Below are 12,627 nucleotides of genomic sequence, written 5' to 3'. Positions count from 1 at the left end.
CATTTCGTTTTAACGAACATCATCATAAGTGCCCACACAGATAATTGATTGCGAATTGTTAAAGAGCGTGCTCTGTATTCAGAGCGAGGCGTTTGCCTCAGTTAGCTTTCGCTTCGCAGACAGGATGTCGTTGCCGTTGTCCCTGTCTGTGGATGCGCATTATAGGGAGTTTAATTTAGCCTGCAAGCATAATTTTAAAAAAAGAGTTTGTTCGGCTATTTTTTGAACTAAACAGCTAAAATTGACACTTTTTAGCTGTTGTAGGGCTTATAAATCGAAATTGCCACAACCCGCAGAGGTCTTACGATTATTATATTCATCAACCATACGCTGCATCTCTGTAGCATCATAAGGCTGAAGATTACTTAAAATCATTTTCTTCTCACCCTTACCAATCTGCACACCCTTTGCAGTCAATATAAAGTTAAGCGTAACGTTACCTCTTTTACCCTCTATATCTAATTTACTGCTGGCAAGACTGAGTTCGACTTTACTTGTGGGTAACGTCGTGAAGCTTAATGCCATACTTTCATAAATAACTAAAGGACGCAGTGGATGAATCATCACACCTTGCTGCTCCATTAACGGTTGCAGAATATGCGGGAAGTTTTGACCTGAAAATTGCACATAATCTTGAAACAACGGTTCGATCACCCCGATATCATGGGTGTGCTCACCAGAAAACTGTACCGTAAGGTAAACGCGCCCCTGTTCATCACATACTTGAATTTTCCCTTCAGACAACTCGCAGTGTAAAAGGACATCGGCGCTGACCATACCGGAGAATTGACAATTCAGTTGTTGGCTTACTCCATAGCGGGTAAGTAAATAACTAAATAACAAATCACCTGGGACACAGAACCTTTTAGCGTCAACATCATGAATAGGATTAAAATCACCCGCGATCTTCTTGGCAAAATTACAGGAGTGCTGACGTGTAAAACTAAAGGCGTCGCCATGACGACTGACAAATGCATCTAAAATCATTACTTCTGAATTACCTTAATAACATATCGATGGGATATTCTAGCCTAAATCAATCTGCAGATGGTCTAGCCAGTAAGTTGGAATGCAGTTGAGCAGGCCCGCGACGTCTGGATAAGAATAGCGCGTTACCACCCATTTGTTTAGCATTAAACTTAGCTGAAGTGCTCAAAGCCGCCACATCATGATGTGTATGACATAAAGTAGGATCAGGAAAAGCCACGCCAATAGACAATGACAGCATAGGATAAAAACAAGAGTCGCCCATTCTATTTAAAGCATGGATCCCTTGTTGTTGCACATGTTCAGGTTCATAGTGAACCAAAATACGTACAGCAAATTCATCCAAAATCGCCTGACACAGTGGCTCAATAACAACAGTATCACTGACCAGCACAAAATCATCCCCTCCTATATGGCCAACGAAACACGCTACCCCTTGGGCATTTTGCTGGATAATCTCGGCTAACATCTGCAATACCGCATCACCTTTACTATAACCATAGATATCGTTGTAGGGTTTAAAGTGATTTAGATCTAAGTAAGCTACGGCAAACACACTCCCCTTAGATAACCATTTATCAATCTCTAAATATATAGGCACATTACCGGGCAAAAAGGTCAATGGATTTGCGTAACGTGCAAGCTGGAGTTTCTCTTCGCTGACTTTTTTTAATAATTGCCGTACCGAACCTAAACCTAAATAATGACCATGACGACAAATAATGAAATACCAACTTGCGGCACTGTATTCATTTTCAGCAACAATTTTACTTACATCATCGAGACTAGAGTCTGCATCGACAATGACTGCGTTAGTATTCATGATCTGACCAATCGTTTTTCGTTCATGTAACGCTCGACCAAAATGTTGTGAGAAAAGCGCTTGCAGCTCCGAACGACACACTAAACCGACAGGCCTGTTATTACTTACCACAGCCAGCGTTTGCAATCTGGCATCTTGCTCAAAAAGCGTGGCCACTTGTAACGCGGTTAGCGATGTTGATATCGGTGCAATATCAATCAGCAGCGAAAGAACACTATGTTGGCTGGGTAATGGAGGTTTCGCCCCCATGATGACTTTACTACTGATTTGCGTTAAAAAAGAGACTTGCGGGCGCCCTAGCAGATAACCTTGACCAAAGTCGGCTCCAAGTTCTTTACATTGCAAGAGCTCTTCTTCCGTTTCAATCCCTTCTGCAATAATTAATGAACCCGTTGCTTTTGCCAAACTGATAATATTTTTTACAAATGATTTTTTGGTTGGATCGCGATAAATCTCACTAATAAAGTATCGATCAATTTTAACAAAGTCAGGTTGCAACTCTGACCAAAGTTTTAAACCCGAAAAGCCACTCCCTAAATCATCAATGGCAATTAAAAAACCCAGATCACGATAATGATTTACAGCCTTAATCAGTAAGCTAGCATCTTCAACTTGGTATTGCTCAGAAATCTCAATCACGACTTGTGACGGATCTAAACCTGCTTGTTGCAACATGCTTTTGGTTAGCCCACTAGGATGATCAGCAGTAAGTAACAGCAAGGGGTTCACGTTTAAAAATAATTTACCGCAAACAGCAGCACAAGCAAAAGCCGCAATACTCAGCTCTCGACACAGCAGTTCTAACTCGGCTAAAGCATTACAAGAAAGCGCAGTTTTAAAAAGTTGCAACGGCGAATGCAGCAGGCTGTTCGATGGGCCACGAATTAACGCCTCATAACCGAAGATCTGCGCCGAATTTAAAGCAACTATAGGTTGAAATAGCGGTTGTAGCGCTCGGGCCTGCAAAATACTTTTTAGCTCAGTACAAGACTGTTCTGAAGTTGCCATACATCAAATCCAAAATTAACAACAATGAAAAGAATATGCAGGTTGTATGACAGCGATATGACTAAAAAAACAAACACAAAACACTTGCTTTTTATTTGAACAAAAACTACTGTATAAGCGTACACTGTATAAATAACCAGTTAGAGGTTTACATGCTTATCACCACCAAAATTTTACAATCCAATACCCCATCTCGTGCCAGCAAAACGTTAAACACGAGTCATACTGGATCAATACCGCCACTCACCTTATTACAGCGCAATAACACTGAACTTCAACTCTTAAAATTGTTACAGCAACACCGCGATGTGGACGGCTGGATTGTATTAATTGCACCGAAAGTGAAACCTAATAAAAATTTTTGGGCAAGCTGCCAGATCCCTCTAGAAAAAATCTTAATGATTCATCCGCACCAGGTTAAGGATTTAGCGAAAACGGTACAACGCGCGATAAACAGTGCTAGCTGTAAAGTTGTGTTGCATGGTGGTGAATTAACTGATGAGGAAGCAACGCAATTAGCGCAATTAGCAGAGAAGCAGCAAACTGCGTTGTATCCCTTAACACAGGCAATGGTGAAACAACATTAAAACTCTATATCAGTGACAAGTGACAAGTGACATACTTTATCTAAGCTATGCATCACAATACTTAACAAAAAACGATAAATCATCAATAAAGTGAAACACCCTGAGCTGGCTTAGGGGTAAACTAGCACGCATTAATGTGGAGATAACGATGCTGTGTTATTGCTGTTCAAAAAAACCGTTTATTGAATGCTGTGCCCCTTATGTATTAGAAGGTGAATTAGCACCAAATTGTGAAGCCCTAATGCGTTCACGTTACACGGCCTATTGTCTTGGTCAGATTGACTATGTTTACCAGACTACGCATCCAACACAACGTTCAGCTGAATTGATAGAAGAAATTCAACAGTTTGCTGATAGTGTGCATTTTTTTAAGTTAGCGATCAGCGAGAGCAACCAGAATATGCATAAAGGTGAAGTAAGTTTCAAAGCCTACTTTATTATCGATAACACCGTTGAAGTGATCACAGAACAATCATTTTTTGAATTTATTGATAAATGGTATTACCACAGTGGCAAACTGTCAGCCACACCAAGCCATAAGTTAAAACGTAATGAGCTTTGCCCGTGTGGTTCATTGATAAAAGTGAAACATTGTCAAACTCATCTAATAAGCGGTCAAGCATAAGATCAAGAAGCACTAAAGCGGTAAAGGGTTAGCATTCAGTTCTTGCAGCATTTCATATAACACGGTTTCGTCCCCTTCTTGGATCGGTGGTTCCTTGCCACTTAGACGACGTATAGCATGCTGATCTAAATTACTCATCAAGCGACCATCTAATTTTTTGGCATCATCTTTTCTAACCCAAGGCTCAGGGGTTAAAGCGCTTTGTAATTTCAATTGGCGTAAACTCGTTTGCGCAGATCGATTAAGTTGCGCTAACACAGCCGCATCAGTTTCTTGCCATGCAAAACTACGGCGTTGACGCACAGATAATTGCTGATAGAGCGTTGCGTTAACCTCAACGCTTTTAGGTAATGGCGTATAAAAAGCCGCCATTTCTTGTACCGCCGGAGACAACACCGCTAACCACAACGCAAAATCAGCACGATGCTGTTGTTGCAGTGCTTGGTTAAGCGTTGTACCCAGTTGCCATTCGTTAATGATTGCTTGCATTATCTACACTTTTTAGCCTAACTGTTTGCTTTATCGGCAAACAGTCAAAAAACTTTAGTAAAGTGCTTTACTTAAAAACTGAATTTGATAATATGCGCCTGCACTTGTGGAGGGGTTCCCGAGTGGCCAAAGGGATCAGACTGTAAATCTGCCGGCACTGCCTTCGAAGGTTCGAATCCTTCCCCCTCCACCATCTCTCTTTATGCCTAATTTCTTCAATTTAAATCAAAACGCTTTAAAACACTCTTAGGGCAAGGTGAGAACCTTCAGCAGGTTTGACAATGCGCAGCATTGACCAGCGGAACAACGTGGCGCTTGCCTGAAAGGCGAGCAACGCAAGCAATTTCTTCTTCAGCAGCCTCTTTCCTATTCAATTCATCGTGTTATCAGCAAAAAATGCTGTTACGACTGACTCATTGTCGCGATTAATTAATACTGTCTTTATAAGCAAAAGCAAATAATGGCATAACAGCCAGTACTTGCTCGTACTTATTGATAATGACTATAACGTTGTCTTTGGTTAAAAGGCCGTAACTAACTGGCAAGTTGCTGACATAGCTCAGTTAATAAGGTACTGGCACCAATACGTAGCCCTTCGCTTTGTGCCGTTTTACCCGTCACTTGCTCATATAAACTGACTATCTCTAATGCTTGCTCAACGGTTTTGACACCACCTGATGCTTTAAATCCTACCGAGCGATCTGCGGCAGCTATACTGGTTAAGATGATTTTAGCCGCTTCCAGGGTAACGCCAACCGGCACTTTACCGGTTGATGTTTTAATAAACTCGGCACCACTATCTATAACCAATTCACTGGCTTTAGTAATTTGTTGTGCGGTTAATAGCTCACCTGATTCGATAATGATTTTTAAACACAGACCTTGGCTTGCTTCGCGCACCGCAGCTAAAAACTGAGCGACTTCGGTTTCTTTACCGCTGAGTAAGGTTTGATAAGGTAAAACACAATCAATTTCCGTCGCACTGGCTTGGCGTGCTGTAGCGATGTCTGCTAGTACGGTAGATAAGGGTTGATCGCCAGTTGGAAAGTTAACAACCGTCGCCAGTGCCACAGTTTCATTAGACTGCGTAATATGTTTACGGGCCTCGGCTAAAAATTCAGGATACACACATAATGCGGCCACCGGCGCGGGAGTTACCGGTAATTGGGCTAACCAATCGGTCATTTGACGCTGATCATCGTTATCTTGTAAGCGTGTTACATCTAAAAGTTTAAGCAGTTGCAATAAACGAAGGGGATTCATCATGGTTAGTTGCCTGTCTGTTTCATTATTATTAATTACCGTCTAATTAATCGCGGTATGCTCACCTAGTGAGGGCAGAGATTAAACTAAAATAGCGATTTAATGCAAAATCTAATAAATAATTATGCCGCAATGGAATCTTTTCATAATCAGTGGGTCTTAAAAGGTGTGTTATCCCTGGATGTATTCTCCTTTTAATCAATTTATCTTGATACCGACCTGTAAAGGTCGGTTTTTTTTATAACAACAACCGCTGATGTTGCTTTAACCACTGCTCCGCTAACCTGTAATCAGCAGAAAACTTTGTTACGCGTTGCCAAAAAGCGTTTGAATGATTCATGTGGGTTAAATGTGCTAATTCGTGCACAACAACATACTCTGCTACCCAAGTAGGCGCTTGCATCAAGCGCCAATTAAACCCTACCTCTGACAAACTATTGCAAAACCCCCATTTACGCTGCCAGTTACCAATACGGATTGCCTTTGGCTTACACCCCATAAGCTGAGCTTGAGACGCTACCGCTTGCTGAAAATACTGTTCAGCCAGAGGTACAAAATATTCTTGCAGTTGTCGATTCAGGTATAAAGCACGTCGTTCTGGCTTCACCCGCGTTGGGATCGATACTTTACACTGACGCTCCGTCATTACCACATTGGCTTTGGCCGCTAACTGCCAACAAAATGGTATCGATTGCCCTGACACTAAAATTTCATGACGATCTAACGCTGCCACGGCGCTATCAGCTTCGGCTTCCGTTCGAGCAAGGTGTAACAAGATCCATTGTTGTTTGCGCGCTAATAACGCAGAGATGAACTGACTTGAAGTGCCTTTTGGTGCTCGAATGGTCAATTGCCCTGCCTTAATGGCCAATTGCACAGAACGTCGCCGACTGTAGATGACTTGATAGTTAAAAGGCAAAGCTGTTTGCCCAGATAATATTGCCAAAGATTGCTCCGGATCCGAGTTTGTCACAGGTCGTGCTGATCTGGATTACATGGTATGATCAACAACAAGCGTTAACGGGTCTTAATTCGGATAGTGTATGAAAATAATTTCTTTTAATATTAATGGTATTCGCGCCAGGCTGCATCAACTTCAAGCATTAATTGAAAAACATCAACCTGACATTATTGGTTTACAGGAAATCAAAGTTCATGATAGTGAATTCCCATTAGCTGATGTTCAAGCAATGGGTTATCACGTTTATCATTTTGGCCAAAAAGGGCATTATGGTGTTGCCATCATGAGTAAGCAACCGGCCAGCGAAATGCAATATGGTTTTCCCGGCGATACTGAAGATGCTCAACGTCGAATGCTAATTGGACAATTCGATTTAACCGATGGCAAACGCCTAACTGTGCTAAACGGCTATTTCCCGCAGGGGGAAAACCGCGAGCACCCGATAAAATTCCCCGCCAAAACTCAGTTTTACGCTGATTTGCAACATTACCTAGAAACTTCGCATAACAGCGAAAAGGACTATGTGGCCGTAATAGGTGATATTAACATCTCGCCTATCGACTTAGATATCGGCATCGGCGAAGCCAATGCCAAACGTTGGTTACGTGAAGGTAAGACCTCTTTTTTGCCGGAAGAACGTGCTTGGCTACAACAATTGAAAGATTGGGGCTTGATTGATACTTTCCGTGCACTGCATCCAGAAACTGGCGCACAATACAGTTGGTTTGATTATCGCTCGAAGGGTTTTGATGATAATCGTGGATTACGGATAGACGTGGTTATGGCTACCCCGTTGCTGGCGGCTAAGTGTATTGAGTCAGGCATCGATTATGAACTCAGGGGTATTGAACGCCCGTCTGACCACGCCCCTGTTTGGTCAGTATTTAATTTAGCTTAGCTTGAGCCACTGTCATGAATGCGTCTTGTTAGAACCAACGGCGCATTACCGTATTGTCTAACTGCTGATAAGCCTGTTGAAGTAGTTTAGCCAGATCGAAATAGCTTTTTAACGAGCCAGGCTGGCTTTGTAATTGGCCATGCTTGATGATTTGCTCACGAATTTCGTTTCCCCAATTTATCAGCGCTGGAGGTAAACTGTTGTCAGCTCGTATGCCTAGCCAATAAAAACCCTGCAATGGTAGCGCGGCTAAAAACAACATCATGGCAATAATCTGACCGAGATGTTCTGCACCAAGCAATTTGAATTGGACTAAAGCCGTAATTACCGATAATACCGGCAAAAAATGAACGCCTTTACGCGTTAAGAAAATGACTTTATTTTCAGGGAAAATAGCATTTAATTCTGGTTTAGTCGGCCAAGTACGACTATAACGAATACCTTGGCTTAGAATACGAATCAGCTGCAATTACTCTACTCCCGTGCTGGCCTAGTTTGATAACTTTAGCATACTTTTAATTGTTCTAAACAAAATAAAAATGCCATTGAAACGTTAATGACAGACACAGTGACGCCTCAAATTTAACAAAATATAAACAACAAGATATTTAAACCAAATTGATAGCAAAAGACTGCTTTTTTTACGTTCTCTGTACTTTTTCGATCATGACAGACTAAACAAAGAATATGCCAAAATAAAAACCCAATAAAATACAGAACGATAAACAAGATAAACCGTGTTATTCACAATGTTATTCACAGAATCTGTGGACAACATGAGGCTTGTTAATAACGGTTTAATGGCTTAACCACTGTTTTTTTGCTAGTAGAAATCGTTAATTAAGCTACAAATTTGAGCAAATACGGCAAAAGCAGCAGTTTTATGGCCAAAAGCGCTGCTATCGCTTTAATGCTGGGCTACATAAGGCAGTGAAAGATGCTGATATTGCAAAAACTTTAAGCTATCATCAAAGCTTCATGATCTTGGAGAGCAACAGTGCAGCAATCAGTCATCATCTGGCAACAAGATTGGACCACACTAGAAGGTTTTATTATTAAAAGCCCGTTTAGTGGTCAGGTCTTACCGATCAGCATGCATCCTGAATTACTGTATCAGCAGGATATTTTTCCGGCGACCTTATGCTGTAAATTACAACAAGGTACGCTTTATGCTCCATTCAGTGGCCACTTTACAACAGCCAGAGCCGGTGAACGTCGTTTAATCTTTACTCATACTTCGGGGCTAACGCTGACCGTCGATTTGCCTTTTGCTATTAGCATCGATCACGGCAAAGGCTTACATTGGCTGTGCCGAGCACCACGTGAAGTCAAGGCAGGTACACCGATATTGCAAATCGACTTAGCGTATTGGCAATTAGTGCTCGATGAACTGTATTGTGTCGCGAGCTTATCTTTACCGAGCAAACTCGATAAGTTACTCAGCCGACAAGCTCAAGTGCTAGCCAACCAAGATCCTCTTTTTGTTCTGCAATTTAAAAAGTAAAAAAATTATGATTATCTTATACGGCATCAAAAACTGTGACACCATCAAAAAAGCCCGACGTTGTTTAGAGCAACAAGCGTTAGCCTATCAATTTCACGATTATCGCACCGATGGCTTGGACGCTGAACTGCTAGCGCGTTTCGCCGCGGAATTAGGCTGGAAAAATTTACTTAATACACGTGGAACAACTTGGCGTAAGTTAGCTGACAGCGATAAAGCGGAGATCAACGAAACACGTGCTTTAGCCTTAATGCTAGAACAACCTGCGCTAATCAAACGGCCAGTATTACAACATAACGAACAACTGTTACTGGGCTTTGATGAGCAAGCTTATCTTGCTTTATCTGCCTCTTCTGAAAAATAGGTAATTCATTTATGACTGATCTCACCAATCCGGCCAGCAACCCAACATTAGCGCTCACCATGGCGTTAATTGAACGGGCGTCAGTGACACCTGAAGATGCCGGTTGTCAGCAACTGATGGCGGCACGTTTAGCTAAAGTGGGCTTTAATATTGAGATGATGCCGTTTGCCGATACGCTCAATATGTGGGCACGCCATGGTCAAGGCAAACCGTTATTTTGTTTTGCCGGTCACACCGATGTAGTACCGAGCGGTCCTGTCGATGCATGGCACACCCCCCCGTTTCAGCCAACCATCATTGGCGATACCTTATTTGGTCGCGGTGCTGCCGATATGAAAGGCAGTTTAGCTGCGATGGTTGTTGCGACTGAGCAATTTTTAGCACAAGAACCGTCACCGGCTTTTAATTTAGCTTACTTAATTACCAGCGATGAAGAAGGCCCCTTTATCAATGGTACGGTCAAAGTGATTGAAACTTTAGAAGCACGCCAAGAAAAAATTCGTTGGTGTTTAGTGGGCGAACCCTCTAGCCATCTGCAAGTGGGTGATGTGATAAAAAACGGTCGGCGAGGTTCGTTAACAGGGCACTTAACCATAAAAGGTATTCAAGGCCATGTCGCCTACCCACACTTAGCTGATAATCCTATTCATAAAGCGGCACCGGCATTGGCCGCCTTAGCAACAGAGATTTGGGATAACGGTAACGCTTATTTTCCAGCAACCAGTTTTCAAATCGCCAATATTCAAGGTGGCACCGGTGCATCAAATGTGATCCCGGGAGAATTAAACGTCATGTTTAACTTCCGTTACAGCACGGAAGTGGATGCCGAGCAGCTGCAAAGTCGAGTCTATGCCCTACTCGACAAATTTGGTTTACATTATCAGCTAGAGTGGACGTTAAATGGCTTACCGTTTTTAACCGAGCAAGGCGATTTAGTTGACTCCACGGTGGCCGCGATTGAAAAAGTACGAGGTATTACGCCACGGCTTGAAACCACAGGTGGCACCTCAGATGGCCGTTTTATTGCCCCAACTGGCGCTCAAGTGATTGAACTAGGCCCTTGCAATGCCACTATCCACAAAGTAAATGAATGTGTGGCGATTGCCGATCTTTGCCAATTAACTGAAGTGTACCTGCAATTATTGATTAATTTGCAGCAACGCTTAACCGCATGAGCCGCGCAATACTGAACCGTGCCCTGTTAACGGGGCTTGATAATTCAGCCATGCAACATATCGGCAATCAGCAGTGGCTTCACCAAGAGGCCATGGCTGCATTTCTGCAACTCAAAGCGGCCTTGGCTAATGAAGGTTTTGATTTAGCCGTGGTATCGGCTTGGCGCAGTTTCGAGCGTCAAGCTCGTATCTGGCAAGCAAAATGCTTGGGGCAACGTCCGGTTTTTAATCATGCTCAACAACGGGTTGATGTGACTTCACTGTCAGCGCAGGCACGTATTGAAGCGATTATGCTTTATTCGGCACTACCTGGTGCAAGTCGACATCACTGGGGAACAGAAATAGATGTTTATGATGCCGCGGCTGTGCCAATAGATTATCAAGTAAAGTTAAGTACAGACGAATATCAAGGCGATGGGCCTTTCGCCACTTTAGCGCAGTGGTTACAACAGAATGCTGCTGACTATGGCTTCTTTTTACCTTATCGCGCATTTCGCGGTGGTGTAGCGGCAGAGCCTTGGCATTTGAGCTATCAACCGCTGGCCAGTGCATGTCAGGCAGCGCTAACCCTACAACAATTACAACAAACCTTGATGGATAATCCGATTGCCGAGCAAGCCACAGTGTTGCAAATGTTACCGGAGTTATATCCTCGTTTTATCACTAACATTTGTGAGGCAGAAATATGAATTGGCCGTTATTTTGGGGCATCGCACTCGCTTTTGGCGTAATCATCGGCAATATCATGCTCATTAAACATTCAGCTAAAATGAAAATGCCCAGTTTAAAAGATCTAGCCGATCCGCAAGCCAAGCCTGACAACGCCAGTCAAACTGACGCTGCCAAGCAAACACAGAGTAAAACGGTTACTCCGAACCCTGATCAAAAGCCGAATAGCCCTGACTAAAGCGTTGTAACTGGTCTCGCAAGTTAGGTGGTGTGCCCGTAATAACTAAAGTATCGGTTTTGATATCGTACTTTATCCGCTCCCCGAGTAGCTTTTCATCGAAGCTGAGCGATAAGCCGCCACCCGCACCATTAAACTTGACCATTTTTTTCAGCTCTTTCACTTCGACCGGAAATTGTTCAGCGACATCGAGCTGTTGTTCTGCACAATAATGTAAGAAACCATTACTCTGCTCAGGATCAACGACCGCCGATAACTCAGTGAGTACCACATCTTGCCCGCTCTTGGCGCGCTCTTCACAGTAGTCAAACACCTGACGCCGAGCGCTGGTTTTTTCAGAGGCATCAAATTCTGCCGCACCCAGGTATTCTTCAACTGAAGCCAACACTTTTTGGCTATTCACTCGTGCATCGGCGCCCTCGGTACAGCCTAAAAAATCTAAAAAGAAATCGGCCACTTTTCGCCCTGCACGTCCACGAATAAAACTGATGTAATTGCCTTTAGCCGCATTAACAGCATACTCCGTTAAATCTAAACGTGCGGCCAGTTGCATCCGGCCAATATCTAAATGCCGTGAAGTTGCTAACTCGAGTTGCTCCGACAATTCAAAGTGATCTTTACTGCCTAACAGGCAGACCAAAAGGTAATCGCTGGCTAAATAACGATAATGTGCCAGTAACACATAACCTGTTTCAGGTAATTGATGTTGGCTTAATTCCACCACTAATGCATCCGTAGTGGCTTTGGCAAAACCCAAAAAGTCTGTTTGATCAGCCTGCCAATCGGCTAATGCTTGTGGCACTCGTGCGGACTTCTCTGGATTAAAACTGGCATATCCTTTAGCTGGTTTGCCGTTATAGGCCAGATGTAGGGTTTCTACCAAGTTGGCAACGGCGACGTTACTGCTGATCAAACCGTCACGATAATGCGCTTGATGTTCGCCACTATCGGTCAACGCAATGTAATTAATAGCCAGATGTTGCATATCTACCGACATAAATTTTCCTGTTTTTTCTGAATTCTGTTACTATTCTAT

At 43.0% G+C, this 12,627-nt stretch carries 15 protein-coding genes and 1 tRNA gene; 9 read left to right on the top strand and 7 right to left on the bottom strand.

Annotated features, from left to right (window positions below; genetic code table 11):
* Positions 1 to 267: 267 nt before the first annotated feature.
* Positions 268 to 987, bottom strand: a complete 720-nt coding sequence (locus JAO78_RS11925; RefSeq protein WP_226751586.1) for a DUF3581 family protein — start codon at positions 985 to 987, stop codon at positions 268 to 270.
* Positions 988 to 1,036: 49 nt separating this feature from the next.
* Positions 1,037 to 2,818 (bottom strand): GGDEF domain-containing protein, encoded by a 1,782-nt coding sequence (locus JAO78_RS11920; protein WP_226751585.1) that lies wholly within the window; start codon positions 2,816 to 2,818, stop codon positions 1,037 to 1,039.
* Positions 2,819 to 2,970: 152 nt separating this feature from the next.
* On the opposite strand from JAO78_RS11920, the gene JAO78_RS11915 reads away from it, so the two are divergent.
* Together JAO78_RS11915 and JAO78_RS11910 are read left to right on the top strand one after the other, a co-directional pair.
* Positions 2,971 to 3,405: a SulA-like leucine-rich domain-containing protein gene (locus tag JAO78_RS11915; RefSeq protein WP_226751584.1), complete on the top strand. Its 435-nt coding sequence runs from the start codon at positions 2,971 to 2,973 to the stop codon at positions 3,403 to 3,405.
* A 148-nt stretch (positions 3,406 to 3,553) separates the two neighbouring features.
* Complete coding sequence (locus tag JAO78_RS11910; protein WP_226751583.1) at positions 3,554 to 4,030, top strand: YchJ family protein; 477 nt, start codon at positions 3,554 to 3,556, stop codon at positions 4,028 to 4,030.
* A gap of 12 nt (positions 4,031 to 4,042) precedes the next feature.
* Here the strand turns inward: JAO78_RS11910 and JAO78_RS11905 are convergent, their stop codons facing one another.
* Entirely contained in the window at positions 4,043 to 4,519 is a 477-nt protein-coding gene (locus JAO78_RS11905; RefSeq protein ID WP_226751582.1) for a VC2046/SO_2500 family protein, read from the bottom strand.
* 108 nt (positions 4,520 to 4,627) lie between these two features.
* Between JAO78_RS11905 and JAO78_RS11900 the strand changes: the two genes are divergently transcribed.
* A tRNA-Tyr gene (locus tag JAO78_RS11900) sits at positions 4,628 to 4,712 on the top strand.
* A 341-nt stretch (positions 4,713 to 5,053) separates the two neighbouring features.
* Here JAO78_RS11900 and deoC read toward each other — a convergent pair.
* Both deoC and JAO78_RS11890 read right to left on the bottom strand, forming a co-directional pair.
* Positions 5,054 to 5,785: a deoxyribose-phosphate aldolase gene (gene deoC / locus JAO78_RS11895; protein ID WP_226751581.1), complete on the bottom strand. Its 732-nt coding sequence runs from the start codon at positions 5,783 to 5,785 to the stop codon at positions 5,054 to 5,056.
* Between the two features lie 235 nt (positions 5,786 to 6,020).
* A complete protein-coding gene (locus JAO78_RS11890) occupies positions 6,021 to 6,728 on the bottom strand; it encodes a M48 family metallopeptidase (protein ID WP_226751580.1) in 708 nt (235 codons plus the stop codon).
* 97 nt (positions 6,729 to 6,825) lie between these two features.
* Here JAO78_RS11890 and xthA point away from each other — a divergent pair, with 97 nt between their 5' ends.
* Positions 6,826 to 7,641, top strand: a complete 816-nt coding sequence (xthA, locus tag JAO78_RS11885) for an exodeoxyribonuclease III (RefSeq protein ID WP_226751579.1) — start codon at positions 6,826 to 6,828, stop codon at positions 7,639 to 7,641.
* 28 nt (positions 7,642 to 7,669) lie between these two features.
* On the opposite strand, the gene yfbV is transcribed toward xthA, so the two are convergent.
* The gene (gene yfbV / locus JAO78_RS11880) at positions 7,670 to 8,110 is read right to left on the bottom strand and encodes a terminus macrodomain insulation protein YfbV (RefSeq protein WP_226751578.1); all 441 of its coding nucleotides are present in this window, start codon (positions 8,108 to 8,110) and stop codon (positions 7,670 to 7,672) included.
* Positions 8,111 to 8,638: 528 nt separating this feature from the next.
* On the opposite strand from yfbV, the gene JAO78_RS11875 reads away from it, so the two are divergent.
* From JAO78_RS11875 to JAO78_RS11855, 5 genes are read left to right on the top strand one after another with little or no spacing between them, the layout of a single operon-like run.
* The gene (locus JAO78_RS11875) at positions 8,639 to 9,145 is read left to right on the top strand and encodes a PTS glucose transporter subunit IIA (protein ID WP_226751577.1); all 507 of its coding nucleotides are present in this window, start codon (positions 8,639 to 8,641) and stop codon (positions 9,143 to 9,145) included.
* 7 nt (positions 9,146 to 9,152) lie between these two features.
* Entirely contained in the window at positions 9,153 to 9,509 is a 357-nt protein-coding gene (locus tag JAO78_RS11870; protein WP_226751576.1) for an ArsC family reductase, read from the top strand.
* Between the two features lie 11 nt (positions 9,510 to 9,520).
* Complete coding sequence (dapE, locus tag JAO78_RS11865; protein WP_226751575.1) at positions 9,521 to 10,684, top strand: succinyl-diaminopimelate desuccinylase; 1,164 nt, start codon at positions 9,521 to 9,523, stop codon at positions 10,682 to 10,684.
* Complete coding sequence (locus JAO78_RS11860; protein WP_226751574.1) at positions 10,681 to 11,373, top strand: M15 family metallopeptidase; 693 nt, start codon at positions 10,681 to 10,683, stop codon at positions 11,371 to 11,373. Before dapE ends, JAO78_RS11860 begins: the two co-directional genes overlap by 4 nt.
* Positions 11,370 to 11,591, top strand: coding sequence for a DUF2897 family protein (locus tag JAO78_RS11855; RefSeq protein ID WP_226751573.1), 222 nt, complete (start codon positions 11,370 to 11,372; stop codon positions 11,589 to 11,591). The genes JAO78_RS11860 and JAO78_RS11855 overlap by 4 nt, the downstream gene beginning before the upstream one ends.
* On the opposite strand, the gene yejK is transcribed toward JAO78_RS11855, so the two are convergent.
* A complete protein-coding gene (gene yejK, locus JAO78_RS11850) occupies positions 11,551 to 12,588 on the bottom strand; it encodes a nucleoid-associated protein YejK (RefSeq protein ID WP_226751572.1) in 1,038 nt (345 codons plus the stop codon). The two genes, JAO78_RS11855 and yejK, sit on opposite strands and share 41 nt — an antisense overlap.
* Positions 12,589 to 12,627: the final 39 nt, after the last annotated feature.

Source organism: Alishewanella maricola (genome assembly GCF_016343785.1).
GTDB classification, from domain to species: domain Bacteria; phylum Pseudomonadota; class Gammaproteobacteria; order Enterobacterales; family Alteromonadaceae; genus Alishewanella; species Alishewanella maricola.
Note: the sequence above shows the minus strand (reverse complement) of the source record. Positions and strands in the feature narration are given on the sequence as shown.

Bases quoted from the DNA above. Each gene is read 5' to 3' on its own strand.
- JAO78_RS11925 (WP_226751586.1), bottom strand. From the start codon at position 987: ATGATTTTAGATGCATTTGTCAGTCGTCATGGCGACGCCTTTAGTTTT.
- JAO78_RS11920 (WP_226751585.1), bottom strand. From the start codon at position 2,818: ATGGCAACTTCAGAACAGTCTTGTACTGAGCTAAAAAGTATTTTGCAG.
- JAO78_RS11915 (WP_226751584.1), top strand. From the start codon at position 2,971: ATGCTTATCACCACCAAAATTTTACAATCCAATACCCCATCTCGTGCC.
- JAO78_RS11910 (WP_226751583.1), top strand. From the start codon at position 3,554: ATGCTGTGTTATTGCTGTTCAAAAAAACCGTTTATTGAATGCTGTGCC.
- JAO78_RS11905 (WP_226751582.1), bottom strand. From the start codon at position 4,519: ATGCAAGCAATCATTAACGAATGGCAACTGGGTACAACGCTTAACCAA.
- deoC (WP_226751581.1), bottom strand. From the start codon at position 5,785: ATGATGAATCCCCTTCGTTTATTGCAACTGCTTAAACTTTTAGATGTA.
- xthA (WP_226751579.1), top strand. From the start codon at position 6,826: ATGAAAATAATTTCTTTTAATATTAATGGTATTCGCGCCAGGCTGCAT.
- JAO78_RS11870 (WP_226751576.1), top strand. From the start codon at position 9,153: ATGATTATCTTATACGGCATCAAAAACTGTGACACCATCAAAAAAGCC.
- dapE (WP_226751575.1), top strand. From the start codon at position 9,521: ATGACTGATCTCACCAATCCGGCCAGCAACCCAACATTAGCGCTCACC.
- JAO78_RS11860 (WP_226751574.1), top strand. From the start codon at position 10,681: ATGAGCCGCGCAATACTGAACCGTGCCCTGTTAACGGGGCTTGATAAT.
- JAO78_RS11855 (WP_226751573.1), top strand. From the start codon at position 11,370: ATGAATTGGCCGTTATTTTGGGGCATCGCACTCGCTTTTGGCGTAATC.
- yejK (WP_226751572.1), bottom strand. From the start codon at position 12,588: ATGTCGGTAGATATGCAACATCTGGCTATTAATTACATTGCGTTGACC.